The following is an 18,415-nucleotide window of genomic DNA, read 5'->3' on the forward strand; positions in this document are numbered from 1 at the left end:
GGCGCTTGCCTGGGTGCCCGGGATCAGGCGACGGGCTTCGACAACCCGCCGTCGACGCGCAGCACCTGACCAGTCACGTAGGAGGCGTCGTCGGACGCCAGGAACGCCGCCGCGGCACCGATTTCGGCGGGCTCGGCCCAGCGGTCGAGGCGAATACCGAGCCCCTTGGCCATGCCGGCCCGAACCTCTTCGGCGCTCTTGCCCTGCTGCTTGCCCATGGCCTCGGTCTTGGTCAGCCAGCCCTCGGTCTTCGTCATTCCGGGGGAGATCGCGTTGACCCGGATGTTGCTGGCAGCCGCCTCGCTCGCCAGGTAGCTGGTCAGCGCGACCACGCCCGCGTTCACGATGGCCGTAGGACCGGTGTTGGGAATCACCACGTGGGCAGTGGCGCCGACGACATTGACGATGTTGCCGCTGCCGTTCCGGCTCAGGAACGGGAGAGAGGCCTGCGAGACACGCAGGAACCCGATCAGCTTCGTGTCGAAGGCGGATGCGATGACCGCCTCGTCGACGCTGTCCAGGGCGGACGGCGCGAGCTGCGGCCCTGCGTTGTTCACGAGGATGTCAAGACTGCCCTGCCACGCGTGCACCTCTGCCAGCACGCTGTTGACGGAATCCGCGTCGGTGACATCCGCGACGATCGGGAGTACGTCCGCGGCGCCGGCTCCGACGGTGAGACGGCCGGCCGCAGCCTTGACGGCCGCTTCGTCCCTGGCTGCGATCGCCACCTTGGCGCCACGCTCGAGCAGCGCCTGCGCGATGGCAAAGCCAAGGCCTCGACTACCACCGGTCACGAAAGCCGTGCGGCCCTCCAAGTTCCAACCTGCAGCCATGTTCGGTTCCTCCAGTCAGAGCGTTGTTGCTTCTGCCAGAGAGTGGATCGAATCGCCGAGGCGCTGCAAGCACGGCTAACGCAGGTTTCACACGCGAACTGTCGGGCCGCCTCGCACCTTCCGAACGGTTAACGGTGCGAGGCGGATACTGGTCCGCGCTCATCCGTTCCGAGGCAGAAGAGAGGCGAGTGATGGAGGTCTTCAGCGTCGGGATACCCCGTGGGAAACGGGACGCCGCCAGTCGCCACACCGCTGGAGCGGGCTCGCGCGCCAAAGTCGCGATCGGGACCTTCGACGGCGTCCACCTCGGCCACCGTCAGGTCCTCCGCGGGTGCGACACAGTACTCACATTCGACCCTCATCCGATGCGGGTACTCGAGCCACGCCATGTGCCGAGCCTGCTGAGCGATCGCCGTCGCAAGCTCGAGAAGCTCGGCGCCTTGGGGATCCGGAGCGTGGCGATCGTCCCGTTCGACCACGCCTGGTCACACCTCTCCGCCGAGGACTTCGTCGAAGGCGTCCTTGTCGACCGGCTCGGTGCAAAGTTCGTCAGTGTCGGCGAGGGTTTCCGATTCGGCGCCCGAGGCGCCGGGACGACAACCACTTTCGATCAGCATCCCGAGCTGAGCACCCGGGTCGTCCCGCTCGTCAGGCGGGGCCCGGCCGGTGAGCCGATCTCATCGACGCGCATTCGCCGGCTGATCTGCGACGGTGATGTCGAAGAGGCCGCTGACCTGCTGGGTGCCTCCCTCGCCCTTCCGGCAGTCGTCGGCGATGAGGGCCGGCTTCTGATCTCATCCGAGTTCGCCCGCCCCGCACTCGGGCACTATCTCGGCTACGTCGACCTCCGCCCTTGCGCGCTTCGAGTCTGTCAGGACCGCACGGTCGCGGTCACGAGCACGGCGCGGACCGGCACCCACGTCGAGGTGACGTTCGTCAAGCGAGCCTCATAGGCCGAGCCCTCCCACTCGTTTAGTATTACTGCACAGCAGCTTCGGGCAACGTCCGACGCCTACAACGACTGCCCGCATGTCCCATGCGGGGATCGAGGAGGGAACGGACCCGTGGAACCCGAAGCACGCGCTCGCTTGCGCACCGCTCGCACCGAGGCCAAGCTCAGCGTTCGTGAACTGAGCCGCCGCGTCGACATCTCACCGAGCATGTTGTCCCAGATCGAGAACGGGCACTGCGAACCCTCGGTGGCCACCCTCTACGCCCTCGTGTCGGAACTCTCGGTCTCGTTCGACCAACTCCTCGCCGGACCGGGGGTGGAGCACAGTCCCGGCCCACCGGCCGCCCCTGCGGCACCTGTTGTGACGCCCGTTGTGACGCCCGAGAAACGAGCGGTCCTCGTCATGGACAGCGGCGTCACCTGGGAGCGGCTTACGGCCAGCCCTGACCCGCTCGTCGACGCACTGCTCGTGACCTACCCACCCGGCAGCAGCTCCTCCACGAACGGAGGACTCATGAGTCACCATGGGCGGGAGTACGGCTTTTTGATGTCGGGGCGCCTGACCGTCCGCCTCGGGTTCGAGACCCACATCCTCGAACCCGGCTCGTCCATCAGCTTCGACTCCGCGGTCCCCCACTTGTACGTGAACGAGAGCGACGAGCCGGCGAGCGGCCTGTGGCATGTGATCGCCGCCGGCGGTGCGCCGGGAACCGAGAGCCCGGCCACCGTCTGGGCCCCCATTGACGCGCAGCGAGAGGGTCACCCGTGACCACTGGGCCGCGAGCCACCGGTGGTTGACGTCTCCCGCCCTCCAGGTGTTAAGTCACGCTGAACACGCGGCACCATGCGGAGTGCAGACGGTGCGCGTGCGTCTCCCCTACCCGCAACTGTCCGCATGGCAAAGGACTTGTGATGGCGATACCGACGTTTGGACCGAACGCAGTCGACTGGGAAACCCGGATCGACATGAGCAGGCTCCGCGACGAGCGGCTGGCCCGTCTGCGCGAGTCGTTGGAGCAGTCCGACCTCGGCGCTGTCCTGGCCTTCGACTTCGCCAACATCCGGTACATGACCTCGACCAACATCGGCACATGGGCGATCGACAAGATGATCCGGTTCTCCCTGCTGGTCAGGGGAGGCGAGCCGATCGTCTGGGACTTCGGTTCGGCCGCCAAGCACCACCAGCTGTACAACCCCTGGCTGGACTACTCCAAAGCCCACTCCGACGGCGATCCGCACGGAGCCCACCACGGCGCCGACGCCCGCAACCCGAGCGGCGCTCGCGCGGGCATCTCGACCTTGCGTGGCGCCATCAACCCTCTCGTCGGGATGGCCGACTCCGTCGCACAGAAGATCAAGCACGAGCTCGAGCTCTACGGCCTCCTGGGCGAGCCGCTCGGCGTCGACGTCATCGAGCTCCCGGTCCTGATGGCCCTGCAGAACGCGGGCATCACGGTGGCGGACGGCCAGCAGGTGTTCCTGGAGGCCCGGCGCATCAAGACACGTGACGAGATCCATCTGCTCACCCACGCCTGCTCGATGGTCGACGCCGCCTACGAGAACCTCTACGAGTTCCTCCGGCCGGGCGTGCGCGAGAACGAGTGCGTGGGTGTGGTGGCCAAGACTCTCTACGACCTCGGCTCGGAGTTCGTCGAAGGCGTCAACGCGATCTCCGGGGAGCGCTGCGCACCGCACCCCCACGTCTTCTCGGACCGCATCGTGCGGCCCGGGGATCCCGCGTTCTTCGACATCCTGCACAGCTACAACGGCTATCGGACCTGCTACTACCGCACGTTCGCCGTCGGCAGTGCCTCCTCCGCCCAACGCGACGCCTATACGCGGTGCCGTGAGTACATGGACGAAGCGATCAGCCTCGTCCGGCCCGGAGCCACGACGGCCGACATCGTGTCGGTGTGGCCGACGGCGCAGGAGTTCGGGTTCGCCGACGAGGAAGCGGCCTTCGCACTCCAGTACGGCCATGGTGTCGGGCTGTCGATCTGGGAGAAGCCGGTGTTCTCCAGGCTGGTGTCCCTCGAACACCCCGAGGTACTCGAAGAGGGCATGGTGTTCGCACTGGAGACCTACTGGCCGTCGAAGGACGGCTGGGGCGCGGCCCGGATCGAGGAGGAGCTCGTGGTGACCGCGGACGGGTGCGAGGTGATCACCAAGTTCCCGGCGGAGGAGCTTCTCGTCGCCGGCCAGCGCTACTTCACCGTCTCGGGACCGTTGTCGACCCAGCGCGACTCCCAGTCGCATCTGAACACGCCCGCCGGGGCCCGGTCCAGCGACCGGAACGACGCCGCCAGCCTCTGACCGGAGGGTTCTCCCCCGGCCGTTGGTCCACCTGGGCGCGAGCGACGGACGTCTCTCCGTGGAGCAGGGCACGTGAAGGGGGTTCCTACGTAAGGAGCGGGCGAGTCTCCCCCAGTGCCTCCGAGTGATCCGGGTGGGGGTGGATCAGGCTTGCAACGCCGCCGAGTCCCGGTTCACGATCAGCCGGGCCGGGACTCGGCGACGAGCCTGACCTGGCTCCTGAGGGGGAGGCACGCGTGCGGTTGCCGGCCGGGGCCGCTGCGAGCGGGTGGTGCACGCCCCGGCCGTCGCCGCAGGGAATCCGCGCCCAGGCCTCGCCGGCCGCCATGAAGCCTTCAGCCCGCCTCGGCCGCACCAGCACAGCGCCCGACCGGGCCAGCCTCGCTTTGCCGCGGAGACCGCGCAATGCGCCCCGCTGGTACGGGGCGAGGGGCGGAGCGACACACCGGGCCTCGTGTGGCGCTCCGCAGGTGTGTGGTCAGTCAGTGGCCTCAGGGGCGATGTTCTTGTTGAAGCGGAACAGGTTGTGGGGGTCCCAGGCGGCCTTGACCGAACGCAGCCGCCGGTGCTTGGCCTCGCTGCCGTGTACTCCGCGCCGCCACTCTTCGCCGAGGTCGTCGGTGAGGTTGGCGTACCCGTTCGTCAGTGCGTGCGGCCGCATCGCCTCGGTGAGAGTCGTCGCCCACTGGTCGTACTGCGCGTCGTGCTCGGGTGCGTCCCACTTGCAGATGGATTCCCACAGCCAGGCAGCTCCCTCACGGGAGAAGGCCATGGCGTTCTCGTCGGCATCCTCCGAGATCGCGCCGCCCATGAACGAGATGTTGATCGAGTAGATGATGCCGGGGTTCGACGGCACGGCGGCAACGTTCTCCAGCAGCACATCGACGGCGTCGGCGGACAGCGTCGTCAGGTACCCGCCACGCAGGTTCATGCGCATGCCGTAGGGAGCGACGGCGTCGAGCATGCTGTTCGCCCGCACCCACGTGGTCTCCGTGACCAGGTTGGCAAGCGGTTGGCCGAGCGCGGCGAGCGAGTCGACGACCTCATGCGCCGCGACGGCCTCCCCGGAGTGGACCACGACGAGAACCAGCACCGGCTCGCCGTGCACGCTTTCGGGCAGCATCGGCAGCGGAGGAGCAGGAGCGATCGCGACCAGCAGGCCCAACTCCCGCGGTGCGGTGGCCAGGTGCGCCGAAAGCTTGCCGAGGACATCGGCGGCCTGGTCGAACGGGAAGATCAGCTGCCCTGCGACGACGTCGGGGCCGACCGGGTGCGCGCGGTACTCGAACGAGGTGACGACCCCGAAGTTGCCGCCCCCGCCACGCAGCGCCCAGAACAGCTCGGAGTTCTCGGTCTCGTCGGCGCGGACCTTGCGGCCGTCCACGGTGATCATGTCGCAGGCCAGTAGATTGTCGACGGTGGCGCCGTGGCGGCGCATCAGGAAGCCGACGCCGCCGCCCAGAGTCAGCCCGGCGACGCCCGTGCTGCTGACTGTCCCGGCGGGTACGGCCAGGCCGTGCCGCTGTGCGGCGGCGTCCATCTCGCCCAGCTTGACCCCCGGTTGGGCCCGAAGCACCCGGGTCTCCGGGTCGACGGTGATCGCCCGCATCGCCGAGAGGTCGATGACCAACGCGCCACCAGGCATCGCGTAGCCGTCGGAACCATGCCCGCCGCCGCGCACGGCCACCGGTATGGCGCGTGCGGAGGCGTAGCGCAGGACGGTCGCGACGTCCTTTTCGTCGACGCACTGTGCGATCAGCGCGGGCCCCACGTCGGCAGCACGGCCTTGGTAGAGCGCACGCGCCACGTCGTACTGGTCGTCGCCGGGCCGCAGCACCGCGCCGCGGAAGTCCGAGGGGAAATCGGAGTAGGTGAGGGGTTCTGTCGAGACGCTCATGGGGGCCTCCTGTGTCATGGGTGTACAAGGCGAACCGGAGTTTCGAACTCCGTGTTGGTTGGCGGGACGCTGACACCGGCGGTGCATGGGCCCGTTGAAGCCCTTGGCGACCGTCCGATGCATGCCGACGCCCGCGAGAACGTCCACCTGGCCCGCGAGCCAACCGGACGGTCTTCGCCGGCCGCGGGTGGGAGGCGCCGATCGAGGTCCTCGCCCGCCGCTCGGGGGTGGGCATTTCACTCAGTACCCTCTGCCGCAAATACACAGCACACGCGCCCGCCGGCAGCCTCGCCTGGTCGGCGGAACAGTGCCGGCACCGCCACCCGAGGCAGCTTCGGATCCATTCTGGCACCCCTGGGCCAGATATTCCTAGGCTGACGATTGAAACTGGATCCATTTTCTGCCACGGTAGAGAGTGACAGAAGCCGGAGAGCCTCTACGCTCAACTGGTACTGATCCGCGTGTTGGAAAGTACGTTTCGGCACCGGCACGAGGCACGATCGGCACCGTCGACGGCCCGCACCGAGGACACCACCAGCTCCTCGCCCAGGCGTTGGGGAATCTCCGCGCCGACGGCCCGGAAACGACCGAAGAGTCTCGGACGAGGCTCGCGCTCTCCTACCGCGGACACTCGATGAGATCTGCGGCCTCGACCGGGGCGGGGGCAATACACCGTGCCACACACGATGTGTTCCGCCCCGCCCTTGGGCCATGGGCCCGTCGCGGTACGGCCGCGGCTCATTGAGTGCAGAAGTTCAATCGGCCTCATCAAGGACCGGCTGTGGATCGTGACGTGACGTCCAGAGTTGAAGGACGCAATGAGCCTGCCAGAAGAAGACCCTCAAGCGAAGACCCTCCCTGTCGCCTGGAGCATGGCGCTGCGCGGTGCCGTACGAGGCAGGGCAGTGGCGCAGACGACCGCGGCCGCCCTGACCGTCGGGTCGATTCTGTTCATGGTCAACCTGTACTCACAGGTCCGGGAAGCCCCGTTCACGTGGGCACTCGCGGCTCGCGTCGCCCTGACGTTCCTCGTGCCGTGGTTCAACGCCACGATGGGGATCATGATCGGCCTGCGGAAGCCTGGCGCTGCACCGCATCCACGGACCGCGCCGGCGGACGCGGCCTCTCTCCCGGAGTCCGACCCACCCTCCCCCCGAACTCGCCGCTTCCAGGCAGGACCCGTCGAAAGGTAATTCTCGTGTCACTGGTACCGATCCTCGCATCCGATCAGTTCGCGTCCGTCGACCAACCGGCTCTCGCAATGGGGGTGAATATGTACGGAGACGTGCTGAACACTTGGGCAGGTATCGGGAACAGCCCCGGCCTGCTCGCCAAGTACCTTCCATTCCTCGGCCAGCTCAATGGCCCGGGCGCGTTGGAGCAGCGCATAAAGGAGCTGGTCGCCGTACGCGTCGCCGTGCTCAACCACTGCCGCTACACGGCGAGTCACCGCTGCACGTCGGCGCTGGCCAAGGGGGTGGGGCTCGACGAGCTCGCAGCCGTTGCGAGCGGCGAGCTCGAAGGCTTCACCGAGCAGGAGCGACTCGCGCTTCAGTTGGCCGAGGAGATGACGGTCTCTCTTCCGAGGGTCCCCGTGGAAAGTGGCCACGCAGGTGTCTCGGGGGCCGTCCGCGGCGAGTTGCAGCGGATGTTCGACGCACCGGAGCTGGTGGAGCTCGTCATGTGCATCAGCATGTGGAACGCACTGTCACGTTTCCACCGTGTCATGGACTTCGAACCCGACATGCCGGAGGCACCCGCACCTGTGGCAGCCCATCTCTGAGACCACCGTGCGGGGCAGTGAGGCCGGTCAGGCAGGGTTCTGGCCGGCCTCACCGTGCGTCCGGATGGGGAGGCCATGAAGTCCAGCTCACCCAAACCAGTCAAGATGCACGCCTGAAGCCGATGTTGCACGACTTCCGATACCGGCAGCGGGACGAGCCCCTGCGCACGAGCCGCGGGCCTAATGCCGACGTGCGGTTGTCCGTTCTCGGCGACACCTGAATTCTGGTTCTGGATCACTTTCAGTGCTGGGGCCACGGAGGGTCACCGAAACCGCGATCATGAACGGCCTCGCGCGGTGAGGAGGACGCGTTTGCGGAGCAGGTCGAAGTTGGCTCGGCCGAACATCTGTCTCTTCAGCATCTTGATCTTGTTGTTGTGACCTTCGACGGCGCCGGAGCTGTAGCGGAGGCTGAGGCCGGCGACGACGGCGTCGAGGTCCTGGCCAAGGCCGGTGACGAAGGAGTGCAGGGCGGGCAGGTCATCGGCCTGGACGCCGGCGATCCACTGGTCGAGGTGTTTGCCTTGGCGGTCGTTCATCAATTCGGCGAACGCGCGGACGTGGTGGGAGGTTCGGTCGAGCGCGGGGCAGCGGGTCAGGATCGTTTTGAGCTGCTGGGCCTGGTCGTCGGTGAGGCGGTCGGGGTGGCGGGTGAGCCAGCTGGTCACGTCCCGGGCGGAAGGTGCTTTGCGGGGCGGGTCGTGCGGGAAGTTCTCGCGGAGCTTGGCCACGTACTTCTTCACGACGCTCTCGCCGCCGGTGTAGCCGAGCTCGCGGACTTCCGCGAACAGGCGGCGGGCGACGGTGCAGCCCTCGGCCCACCGCTGGTGCAGGTGGTGCTTGTAGGGGTCGAGGATGCTGGTGCGGCCGGTCCACCGGCCCACCAGGAGTTCGTCCGGGTCCGCGGCGCCTGCGAAGCGGCGGACCGTGTTGCGGGCCAGCCCGAGCTGGCGGGCGATCGCGCGCAGTCCGACGCCTTGGCCGAGGAGAGCGTGGACGGCCGTGTGCTGTTCCCGGACGCGGTCGGAGAGCCGGCCGGTTGTCCGCGGCCCGGTGGGAGGGCACGGTTCGAGGTTCGTGTTCTCCATGTCAGCGGCGACCCTGGTGGTGGAGGGGTCGTGCGGTTCCCGCAGCAGAGCTCGGTGCTGGACGACCGTCTTCTCGACGGCCTCGGCCAGGTTCGACCAGATGTGCCATCGGTCCGCGACGTGGATGGCGTTCGGTGCGCCGAGCCGTCCGGCCTCGGCGTAGGCCGTGGAGCGGTCTCTGCAGATCACCTCGACGCCGGGATGCTCGGCGAGCCACCGGGCGACTGTCGACGTCGTCCGGTCCGGCAGCAGGTCGATGGGCTGGCGGGTTTCGATGTCGATCAGGATCGTGCCGTAGTTGTGGCCCTTGCGGAGCGCGAAGTCGTCCACCCCGAGCACCCGCGGTGTCGAGGTCTCGGGCTCAGGCAGGTGGCGGATCAACCGCAGCAGGGTCGACCTGCTCACCCCAGCCGCCAGAGCCTGGGCCAAGCGGGCGCCGGGGCGGCCGGCCAGCATCACCGCCACGCGCTCGAGCACCCTCTGCAGGCCGGTGCTGCGTCTGCCGTGGCGGACCGTCAGTCCGTCGACCTGCTCGGCAAACGTCGCCTGCCTGCAGGCAGGTTGACCACAGCGGAAACGCCGCACCTGTAACTCGATCAGCACCGGGCGCCCGCCGACCGCGCTGTCGGCGAGCCGACGTACGTATCGGCTGTGCACCCGGGACGACCTTGTCCCGCACGCCAGACACACAGCCCGCTCTGCAGCAGCCCTGGCCCGCACTGCCACCAACTCGCCGTCAGGCACGACGTTTTCGATCACGACACCTTCGACCTGGTGGAACCACAGGTCCTGGAGGAGGACATCACCCACGGCCGTTCATGATCGCGGTTTCGGTGACCCTCCGTGGCCCCAGCACTGAAAGTGATCCAGAACCCAGGTTCACCCGCCGCCGACATCCGTCAGGAGGGCCCGATCTTGTACGTCGCCGAGGACGGCGCAACCACCGCGGCGCCGACGGCCTTGTTACGGGCCGGCCGGGCCCCTCCCTCGCGCGGCGAGCAGCTCCCGGACAGTACAGTCGCTCATGGTGGCCGCCCCGCTGTCAGGCGAGGCGGGGAGGTACCGCAAGCCGTGGTCCTGCCGTGAACCGGTGCCCGCAGGGCCTTGGACTCATCGGTGCCCAGGGAACCTGCTGTGGTCGGGAAACCGCGCGCAATCGGGTGGCGGCGGCCGAGGGTGTCGGCAACGGAACTTTGGGCCCGGCCTTCGGGCGAGTGAGCGGTCCGTGCAACCTACGCAGGGCCGCGCACACTCCCCCAGTGGTCCGACCGCCCGTTCACCGCGTTGGAGGAGGAGCCGGTCCTCGGATCCGTCGAGTACGGCTGAAGCCCAGCAGTCCACCCTGGTCGGCGGGTTGGACAGCCGTCGTCAGGTCCACAGAGCGGGAGACACCGGACGTGGCTTGCCGACGGTTGCCCCTGACGTTCCGCACACGACTGGCCCATCGGCCGGCGACTGCCCTCATTCTGCGCTGACTTGAACACAGTCGAAGGCACAGGGCCACTGTTGCAGCGCGGGACGCCGGCTGACCGACGGCTGCCGGGCCGGCACCGGACTCGCCCTCACCCACTACCCGGCAGCAACCTGCATGGATCAGCGTCGGCCTTCGAGCCGGGGTGCCGCAGCCACCCGCACCATCAGGCGGGAATCTGACCGGCCTCACGCTGCAGCCGGACGAGGAGGGCCATGAAGTCCAGCTCACCCAAGCCGGTCGAGATGCACGCCTGAAGCAGTTGCTGCACGACGCCGGTGACCGGCAGTGGAACTCCGCCGGCCGCGGCCGACTCGAGGGCCAGGTCCAAGTCCTTGCGCATGAGCCGAGCACTGAACGTCGATGTGTAGTCGTCCGCCAGCAGGGGCCCGATCTTGTACTTCACCAACGGCGACGCGACCGCCGAGGCGCCGACGACCTCCAGAAGCTTGTTACGTTGCACGCCGTGGCCCTCGGCCAACGCGACGCACTCGGCAAGGAGCTCGGCCGTCCCGGCGACCATGAGATTGAGGGCCAACTTGATGACGCGGGCAGCGTCCCCCTCGCCGGTGTAGAACACATGGGGACCGATATCGCGCAGCAGGCTCTCCATGGAGGTGAAGACGGCGTCCTCACCCGAAGTGATGATCGTGAGGTTCCCGGCACGCACAACACCCGGGTTTCCGCTCACCGGAGCGCACAGGTAGCGGACGCCGTTGGCCGCGGCGGCGGCGGCCACGTCGCGGGAGACCTCGGCAGAGACAGTGCTCATGTCGATGAGGGTCCGTCCCTTGCCGGACGCGGCGCGGGCGAGCCCCCCGTCACGAGCGAGCGCGACATCGGCCAGGGCATGGGAGTCCGCGACCATCGTGATGCAGACCTCTGACCGGGCCCACGCGTCAGAGGGGGCGGCCAGCTCGATCGCACCCTTGGCGACCAGGCCGTCTGCCCTGCCCTTCGACCGATTCCACACAGTGACCTTGTGGCCCGCGCTGATGAGTCGTTCGGCAATGGCGGATCCCATCTGACCGAGACCCAGAACGGTTATATTCACGTTCATCTCCTGGGGACACGATGCGCGACTTGCGCAAAGGGTTGTTGTTCTCGTCCGAGCCCGACGCGTCGCGATGACACGCGGTGCCGGCCTGGGCACCTGGGCGGCGTCTCACTACATCGATGCGGCGAGGTGCCAGTCGAATGCGAGCTGTGCGTGGGAATGGGGATCGCAGAGGCTGCCGAATCTCCCACCGAAGTACACAAGGGGGTCCGAGTCGGCGGAGTAGCCACAGCTGACCACCTCGCCGATGAAGATCGTGTGGTCTCCTCCGGCGACCTCTTCCTTCACGTCGCAGACGAAATAAGCGACGGCGCCGTCGACAACGGCGAGGTCGTGGCCGGTGCGCAGCCCCATGCCGGCGAACTTGTCGTCACATCGGCTCGCGAACCGAAGCGCGTGATGCTCTTGGCCCTGTGAAAGGACGCTGACGGCGAATACTCCGGAGCCGGAAATCGCGTCCCTCGTCGCAAGGGTGTTTCCGACGCACACCAGCAGCATGAGCGGGTCGAGCGAAACAGACGCGACCGCGCTTGCTGTCATTCCCGCCGGTCCGTCCGGAGTCCTGGTGGTCACGATCGTGACGCCGGTCGTGAACCGTGCCATTGCTCCTCGATAGGTAGCCGCCATGTCCTGCGCGGTCGATGTACCCATGATGCCCTCCGTTGCCTGTAACGAGATGGCTTGAGCGTTTCCTGTGATCAGGTGGCCTGAGTGTGACTGACGGCATGTTTACCGACGCGAAATCGGCCCGGTCCTATCGGCGCAGCTGCATGACAAGCCGGCGGACCTCGTCTGACGGCGGCACGCCGAGCTCCCGCATCCGGGCGACGTACCGTTGGTAGAGCGCCAGCACGGCGTCATCGCTGCCGCTGGCATGCGCCAGTTTGATGGCGAGCCGCCAGGCCTGTTCGCGGTACGGATCCTCGCGAAGCACGTGGTCGACCAGGCCCTTCGCCTCGCGATAACGGTTCATCCGACAGGCGAGCTGGGCTGCGTCGACTCGCGCCGACAAGAAGGTCTCAGCCAGAACCACGCGACGCTCGGCGACCCACTCATTCGAAACCGTCGCAAGGTAGGGCCCCCTCTCGGCAATGCTGAGCGCGTGCGTCAGCGTCTGGAGACGAATCTCTCCGCTCTGTCTCCCTGCCTGGGCGACGAGGTCGACTGCCCGTTGTGCCGAACCCATGGCCAGGGCGGGGCCGACCAGTTGAAAGAGATCGCCGTCCTGCGCCGGGCCCAAGCCGTCAGGCAGTGTCTCGCGAAGCCGGTAGAGCGCCTGCCGCAGATAGCTGCGGCCGGCAGCATCATTGCGGCCGCCAAAGAGCGCCCCGAGAAGCTCTTCGCGTGTTGCCCTGCGGTCGGGTGTCCCGAGCAGGTAGCTGAGGAGCGCGACACTCTTGGTCAGCCGAGGCTGAGCCACGCTCCCGTCGACCGTGAGGGTGGGCTCGCCGAACTCCTCGAGCACGAGACGGGGCGTACTCACGTTCACGCGCACGGAATGCTGGCCCGAGAGGACGGCGAGCATCTCGTGCCAGGGCGACATGCGACTGGCCTTGGTGTCCGCGGCTCTGGCCGCAACCGACGGCACATCCGCCAGGGCCGTCAGCAGCAGGTGCTGTGTGCCGTGTGCCGAAGCGGAGATCATCGCGAGGTCGGCTGTGGCGTCGGACTCGTCCTCGAGGCCGACACGCCATTGGGCCTCGGCCAGGTACGCGGCTGCCGTCGGGAGATCGAGATGGCGGTCTCCCTTCTGCATACTCCGAAGGCATTCCGCGAGGAGCTCGTACCCCTCGGCATCCCTGTTCTGCAGGAGCATCGACAGACCTGACCACATCTGCCATGTCTCCCGTGTGAGGCTGTACTCCGAGGCGCCGTTGGCAGCCGCCTCCGCCAGCACGCGGTGAGCACGTTGTGTGTCGCCCTTGAGGCGCAGCCACAGCTTGGCTTCGACAAGCAGGCTCATGTTCTTGTAGACCTTCGAGCCGGTTGATGCGATGAGCTCGCGGCCTCGCTCGATGGATGCGCGGGCTTCCTCTCCGCGGCCGAGGTCGAGCATGAGATCGACGGCGTCGACAGCATGCAACCAGACAGGCTGCGATGAACCACGGCGGGGTTCGAACATCGCCATCGCGGCATCGAGTCGCCCGGTGGCGCGCAGCGCGGCAACGACCCAAGGGCCGCCGAGTATCGTCCGCCATGGATCGAACGACCCGGGGTCGTCGAGTCCTTCGAGGCGGCCGCGCATGAAGGCGAGCCTCATCAGCAGACCGTCCAGTGGGCCGGACGGTGTGGTCGAGTGGTCGGGAAAAGGTGGCGGCTTCTCGCCGGTGGCCAGCGCGATCAGCGTCTGCGCGATAAGCCGGTTCCGGCCCGGCGGCAGCTGATCGGCAAGGGACTGTGCTTCCTCGATCCGTCCGTGGTGCCAAAGACACCAACAGGCCAGGACGTGGGCCTCCTCGCAGTGGGGGGTCTCCGCCTTGGGAAGCCAGTCGTATCCATGGCGATCGACGAGTTCCACTCCGCGGTCACATTGCTCGAGTGCGAACGCGACACGCAGGATGACAGATCCGATCTCCGGGGTCGGTGTCCGGACCGACGCTCCCAGCGCATCGAGCCACCGTGCCGCCGGCGCGAAGTCCATCCGCGCGACGAGACTGGGGAGGGCTACCGCAGCGAGCCGCCCGGCCGCCTCCAGGTCACCGAGCCGGAGCAACTCATCGACGGCTTCCTCGTGCTCCCCGCGGCTGATCAGGACCTCGGCGTGCCTGCGGCGAACCATTCCGAGCGTCTTGGGATCCTCCCGTCCCAGCCCCTCGTGCAGAAAGTCGCGGAACACCGGGTGCGGCGTCATGCGCGAACCATCCGAGGACCACGTCACCGGAAGATGCCGGGCGCGGAGATTCGCCATGACCCGCGCCGCGTTCTCCTGCCCCAGGGCTCGGGCGCCCTCAACCGATACCTCCTCCAGCAGACTGGTGTGAAGAAGGAACGTCCTCTCCATCGAGGAGAGTGAGTTGAAGACGTTCGCTGCGACATAGGACCGCAGCGCGTCGGGATCCAGCTCGCGAGACCGTGCATGACGCCAGCCCTCGAACAGGACGCCAGTGACCCAGCCCCCTGTCGCCGCCACCGCCTGCGCCGGATTTACGTCGACATGGCCGACAGTTCGAAGTGCCGCGCCCGCTTCTTCAGCGTCGATGGCGAGCTCGCTCTCGACCAGCTCACCCACCCGGTCACGGTCGCTCGTCGAACCCGGGTCGAGGCGGACATCGACGCGCGAGATCAGTACGAGGTTCACGCCGGACGGCAGATAGCGGGCGAAGGACGACAGCACGGCGATGCAGGTCTCGTCGGGGGCGATTCGTTCCACGTTGTCGCACACGAGGATGAGCCGACTCCCCTGGAGGCTTTCAGCCAGCAGACCGGCTGCCTCACCGATGTGAAGGCTGCTGCTCAGGGCATCAGTCGCCACATCGGCTGCGCTGGGGACAACCCCCTCGACAGCCGCCTCGAGATAGACGAGCAGGCGGCCCGCCGCCTGCTCGGTACCGTCGAGTGACAGCCAGGCAACAGGCCTGTCGAGGTCGCTGACGGCCAGGGCCACCGCCGTGGTCTTGCCGGCCCCGGCCGTCGCGAAGACATTCACCACACTGTGACGGTCGAGCAGCCCGCTCAACCGCCGACTGAGCCTGTCGCGGACGACGACGCCTTCCGCCAGCTCCGGCATGGCCAGTTTCCGTCTGATGATCGCGCGATGCTGGCGACCTGGCGCCTTTGAACCGCCTGGCCGATCGGAATCGGAGTCACCCATCGATCGTCGAGCCTCCGTGCTCCTCAGTGCTCATGCGGGACATTACGCCAGTCGTCCGGGAAGAAGAACCCGTCCGAAGTCGGAGGAATCGGCGACTGCACTTCGATCCAGCGGGCCGGCTCGTCCCGTTCGTTGACGAAACCATGCGTCCCGTTGGTGCCTGCCCACACCAGATCACCGGTCTGGATGACCTCGTCGTTGCCGTCGAGGGTCCCTCGCATCCCGCCGGAGGTGAAATAGTAGATCTCCTCGAACGGGTGGTAGTGGACCTTGGCCGCCTTGCCCGGGCCGGACTTCGGCGCGATCTCGCACACGAAGACGGTGTGGTGCTGTGCTCCCAGCAGCTGGTCGACCATCATCCTGAGACTGATGTTCTTGACGTTGGGACCGTGGTAGCCAGGCATCGACAACTGCGCGTACGGGGCCATGTCCGAGTCCTCGAAGTGCCCGACGAAGCGATGCCGGGGGTCCGTCTCGGACGGTCGGCCGAGATTCTCACCCGGAGCGGGCTTGGCGGCAATGCTGCTGCGGGCCCCGTCGAACGTCGGCGGCTTCGGTGCGCGCACCCCGAGCCATGTCAGTCCCGCATCACCGGCGGTCAGCGAGTGGGCGACACCGACGGCCGCCACACCGTAGTCACCGGAACCGAGTTCGTAGCGCAGCCCGGCAAAGGCGGCTTCGCCGGATCCGCCGGTGATGAACCACGACTCCTCGAACGGGCAGCGGGCCCAGCCCGTTGTCGCCCCGGGAGCCAGCTCGTACAAGCTCACTTCCAGGTGGGAGGCACCCTGCTCGTGTCCGACCAGGAGCGCCTGCCGAAGACCCGGCACGCCCTCGACATCCACGAACTTCCGGTCCGCCGCACGCGCAATGTAATAAGCCATGTCATTCTCTCCGTCCATACGCGAGAGATGCCAGGGCAGGCATCCCTCGCCGGTTGCTGCTGGTCCTGTTCGGGCCTCTGCCCAGGGCAACGGTGAGGGCGGGCGGTTCGCGGCCCACAGCGGCCACGAGCCGCCCCCCGTGCCGTCGGTCGGGTCAGCGGACCCGTGAGCCCTCAAGCCGTGCGCCGTCAAGGCGTCGGGCGTACTCGGCCTGCTCGGTGTAAGCCGTCACCTCGGGGGCGCTGGGCTCCGGAAGGCCGCAGACCTTCCGGGCAAGCTGTGTGAGCGGTCCGGAGGGTGACAGCTCCGAGCGCTTCATCGTGTGCATCCGGGTGGCAAGCATCGGGGTCCCGTTGAACTGCTCGAAGGTGCTCACCCTGTCGCCGAAGTCGGAGAGGAACAGGTCGCGGATGACGCGCGAGATGCGCAGGCGGTCGTAGGGCTCGCCGACCGCACCTTCCTGCAGCGGTGCCAGCCAGTCGTGAAGCTCGGGGTTGTTCCACTGCTCCTCGGTGGGGAACAGGAGGGAGGCACGGCCGGCGAGGTCGATCACCTCGTTCCTCATGTCCGCGTACCTCTCGAGGTAGTACGACCGGCCGAAGTCGAAGAGCAGGACGTTCGGCTTGTAGAGCCCCGACGGCGAGATGAAACCTTCCGTCTCGGACGCGATCACGTGGGCCCGCATCGTCTGGTAGAACTCGACGAGACGCGCCAGGCGCGCCTGGACCGGCGGAATCTGGTAGGTGCCGAGGTGCTCGGTCATCAGCATCGCGAGTCCGACCATGAGCTCGGCCCGGACCATCTGCCGGATGAGCGCCTCGTAGTGCGTCCAGTCGAAGATGCGCTGCGGGTACAGCGAAGCGTGCTCGGGGCTTCCGATGTGGAATACGAAGTCCCACGGAATGAACACGTTGTCGAAGATGACGGTGCATTCGAGCTCGTCGCCGGCCGAAGAAATCGGGTGGTTCTCGGGGTCGTTACGTACCGTCGCCTCGCGGGAGGTGATCGTGACGCCCGGCGCGTTCACCGGACAGGCGCCGTAGATGACCTGTTCGCTCTCGATTCCCGGGCGGTAGAAGACGCCGATGTGAAGGTAGTCGGCGAACGGCGCACCGGTGACCACGGCTTTGACGCCGTTGACCACAATGCCGTCGTCGCGGGTCTCCACGACACGCAGCGCGGTCTTGGCCGCGTGCTGCCTGGACCGGTCGATCTGAGGGTCGATGAAGGCGAAGGCGCAGTTGAGGTCGCCCTCCTTCACCAGATCCAGGAACTTGCGGATACCCACGGTCAGGTCACGCCCGCCAGTACCCACTGACTGGTCACTCCACGGCTGCGGGTCCTCTTCGTAGGTGACCAGACCGTAGTTGTTCGCGCACGGGGTCCGGCCGATCGATCCACCATCGAGCTCACGGACGACGGTCTCCAGATACATCCGCTTGCGCCGCAGCCCCTCGGCGTCCCCGTGCTTGAGCCACATCTTCGAACGACGCACTCCGTCGTCGTCGACGAAGGTCATGGCGTCCTGCATCTCGGGCTCGTGATGCAGGTCGTAGAACTTCGCGAAACTCTTGGCCGCCGCCATGGTCTTCGGGTGCGTCGTGATGTCGTCGATCCGGTCACCTCCGACCCAGACAACGCGCCCGTCCCTGAGCGACTCCAAGTACTGATCGCCAGTTCGCATCAGATGCCACCTTCTTCACCGAGTACCATCGGGCATGGACTGTCCCTGTCGGGTCGTCATTCAAATTCCACTCGACAGAACGTCACTGGGAATATTGCCGCGACCCCGATTGCGAACCTACTCCTCCACGTGTTAGCCGATGGGAAATCAGCTTCACATTCGGCTGACGCTTCGAATTGCTCAATTCGAAGCGGCGAAATCACACCTCACCGCGAACTGGGCACTCACTCCGCCGATTGATTCCTTTGAGTGTAGACAGTTGGATGTTAATGGGGTGTTAATCGCGCCGAGAGACGCCGTTAATAAAGCGGTTAGGGGGTCTTGCGCGGAGCATGGCGAGTTCGGCCCGCGGACGAAAGTGCCGATCCGCCCGGCTCCATCGTCGAAATACAGACAGTGGTGCGGAAGCAGACGGCGCGCGAAGGCGGCAAGGCCGGCCATCAGGATTCTCACACTGTGGCCGCGGGTTGCCGAGTGAGCCCAGAAGGAGGTTCCTGGGCCGGACGCCTGGCAGGAGCGGCTTCGGTCAGCCGCGCAACAGGGCAGGCACCGGCCTCCCGATGATCACCGAGCGTCGCGACTCCGTGACCGACAAGCCCTCTGCCCGTTCCCCCACCGAGGTATCCCGTCGCGCCCATCTGC

The 18,415-nt window shown here is 67.1% G+C and carries 13 protein-coding genes; 5 read left to right on the plus strand and 8 right to left on the minus strand.

All coding sequences use genetic code 11. The features are described 5' to 3' along the window. Positions 1-23: 23 nt before the first annotated feature. A complete protein-coding gene (locus ACZ7M2_RS12975; protein ID WP_471595275.1) occupies positions 24-833 on the minus strand; it encodes an SDR family NAD(P)-dependent oxidoreductase in 810 nt (269 codons plus the stop codon). 191 nt (positions 834-1,024) lie between these two features. Between ACZ7M2_RS12975 and ACZ7M2_RS12980 the strand changes: the two genes are divergently transcribed. The 3 genes from ACZ7M2_RS12980 (at position 1,025) to ACZ7M2_RS12990 (ending at position 4,098) form a co-directional block, all read left to right on the plus strand. Then, entirely contained in the window at positions 1,025-1,786 is a 762-nt protein-coding gene (locus ACZ7M2_RS12980; RefSeq protein WP_471595276.1) for a hypothetical protein, read from the plus strand. A 111-nt stretch (positions 1,787-1,897) separates the two neighbouring features. Beyond that, positions 1,898-2,554 carry a helix-turn-helix domain-containing protein gene (locus tag ACZ7M2_RS12985; protein ID WP_471595277.1) on the plus strand — a complete coding sequence of 219 codons (657 nt, stop codon included), beginning with the start codon at positions 1,898-1,900 and terminating at the stop codon, positions 2,552-2,554. 143 nt (positions 2,555-2,697) lie between these two features. After that, complete coding sequence (locus ACZ7M2_RS12990) at positions 2,698-4,098, plus strand: M24 family metallopeptidase (RefSeq protein WP_471595278.1); 1,401 nt, start codon at positions 2,698-2,700, stop codon at positions 4,096-4,098. Between the two features lie 478 nt (positions 4,099-4,576). Here ACZ7M2_RS12990 and ACZ7M2_RS12995 read toward each other — a convergent pair whose 3' ends face one another. Further along, on the minus strand, positions 4,577-5,995 hold the full coding sequence (locus ACZ7M2_RS12995) for an FAD-binding oxidoreductase (protein WP_471595279.1): 1,419 nt from the start codon (positions 5,993-5,995) through the stop codon (positions 4,577-4,579). Between the two features lie 818 nt (positions 5,996-6,813). On the opposite strand from ACZ7M2_RS12995, the gene ACZ7M2_RS13000 reads away from it, so the two are divergent. Then, on the plus strand, positions 6,814-7,188 hold the full coding sequence (locus ACZ7M2_RS13000; protein WP_471595280.1) for a hypothetical protein: 375 nt from the start codon (positions 6,814-6,816) through the stop codon (positions 7,186-7,188). A gap of 92 nt (positions 7,189-7,280) precedes the next feature. Then, a complete protein-coding gene (locus ACZ7M2_RS13005) occupies positions 7,281-7,778 on the plus strand; it encodes a carboxymuconolactone decarboxylase family protein (protein ID WP_471595281.1) in 498 nt (165 codons plus the stop codon). 278 nt (positions 7,779-8,056) lie between these two features. Here the strand turns inward: ACZ7M2_RS13005 and ACZ7M2_RS13010 are convergent, their stop codons facing one another. From ACZ7M2_RS13010 to ACZ7M2_RS13035, 6 genes are all read right to left on the minus strand, one after another. Then, entirely contained in the window at positions 8,057-9,676 is a 1,620-nt protein-coding gene (locus tag ACZ7M2_RS13010; RefSeq protein WP_471595282.1) for an ISL3 family transposase, read from the minus strand. 827 nt (positions 9,677-10,503) lie between these two features. Continuing rightward, positions 10,504-11,391, minus strand: a complete 888-nt coding sequence (locus ACZ7M2_RS13015; protein WP_471595283.1) for an NAD(P)-dependent oxidoreductase — start codon at positions 11,389-11,391, stop codon at positions 10,504-10,506. A gap of 114 nt (positions 11,392-11,505) precedes the next feature. Then, a complete protein-coding gene (locus tag ACZ7M2_RS13020; protein ID WP_471595284.1) occupies positions 11,506-12,045 on the minus strand; it encodes a flavin reductase family protein in 540 nt (179 codons plus the stop codon). A gap of 103 nt (positions 12,046-12,148) precedes the next feature. Beyond that, the gene (locus tag ACZ7M2_RS13025; protein ID WP_471595285.1) at positions 12,149-15,121 is read right to left on the minus strand and encodes a winged helix-turn-helix domain-containing protein; all 2,973 of its coding nucleotides are present in this window, start codon (positions 15,119-15,121) and stop codon (positions 12,149-12,151) included. A 107-nt stretch (positions 15,122-15,228) separates the two neighbouring features. After that, complete coding sequence (locus tag ACZ7M2_RS13030; protein WP_471595286.1) at positions 15,229-16,089, minus strand: cupin domain-containing protein; 861 nt, start codon at positions 16,087-16,089, stop codon at positions 15,229-15,231. Between the two features lie 154 nt (positions 16,090-16,243). Continuing rightward, positions 16,244-17,773 (minus strand): 4-hydroxyphenylacetate 3-hydroxylase N-terminal domain-containing protein, encoded by a 1,530-nt coding sequence (locus ACZ7M2_RS13035; RefSeq protein ID WP_471595287.1) that lies wholly within the window; start codon positions 17,771-17,773, stop codon positions 16,244-16,246. Between the last annotated feature and the right edge of the window lie 642 nt (positions 17,774-18,415).

The organism is Streptomyces sp. NPDC111507 (genome assembly GCF_055638955.1).

What these genes read in the sequence shown, in the direction of transcription:
- ACZ7M2_RS12980 (WP_471595276.1), top strand. Translation starts at nt 1,025, where the DNA reads ATGGAGGTCTTCAGCGTCGGGATACCCCGTGGGAAACGGGACGCCGCC.
- ACZ7M2_RS13035 (WP_471595287.1), bottom strand. Translation starts at nt 17,773, where the DNA reads ATGCGAACTGGCGATCAGTACTTGGAGTCGCTCAGGGACGGGCGCGTT.
- ACZ7M2_RS13000 (WP_471595280.1), top strand. Translation starts at nt 6,814, where the DNA reads ATGAGCCTGCCAGAAGAAGACCCTCAAGCGAAGACCCTCCCTGTCGCC.
- ACZ7M2_RS13020 (WP_471595284.1), bottom strand. Translation starts at nt 12,045, where the DNA reads ATGGGTACATCGACCGCGCAGGACATGGCGGCTACCTATCGAGGAGCA.
- ACZ7M2_RS12975 (WP_471595275.1), bottom strand. Translation starts at nt 833, where the DNA reads ATGGCTGCAGGTTGGAACTTGGAGGGCCGCACGGCTTTCGTGACCGGT.
- ACZ7M2_RS13025 (WP_471595285.1), bottom strand. Translation starts at nt 15,121, where the DNA reads ATGCCGGAGCTGGCGGAAGGCGTCGTCGTCCGCGACAGGCTCAGTCGG.
- ACZ7M2_RS13030 (WP_471595286.1), bottom strand. Translation starts at nt 16,089, where the DNA reads ATGGCTTATTACATTGCGCGTGCGGCGGACCGGAAGTTCGTGGATGTC.
- ACZ7M2_RS12995 (WP_471595279.1), bottom strand. Translation starts at nt 5,995, where the DNA reads ATGAGCGTCTCGACAGAACCCCTCACCTACTCCGATTTCCCCTCGGAC.
- ACZ7M2_RS12990 (WP_471595278.1), top strand. Translation starts at nt 2,698, where the DNA reads ATGGCGATACCGACGTTTGGACCGAACGCAGTCGACTGGGAAACCCGG.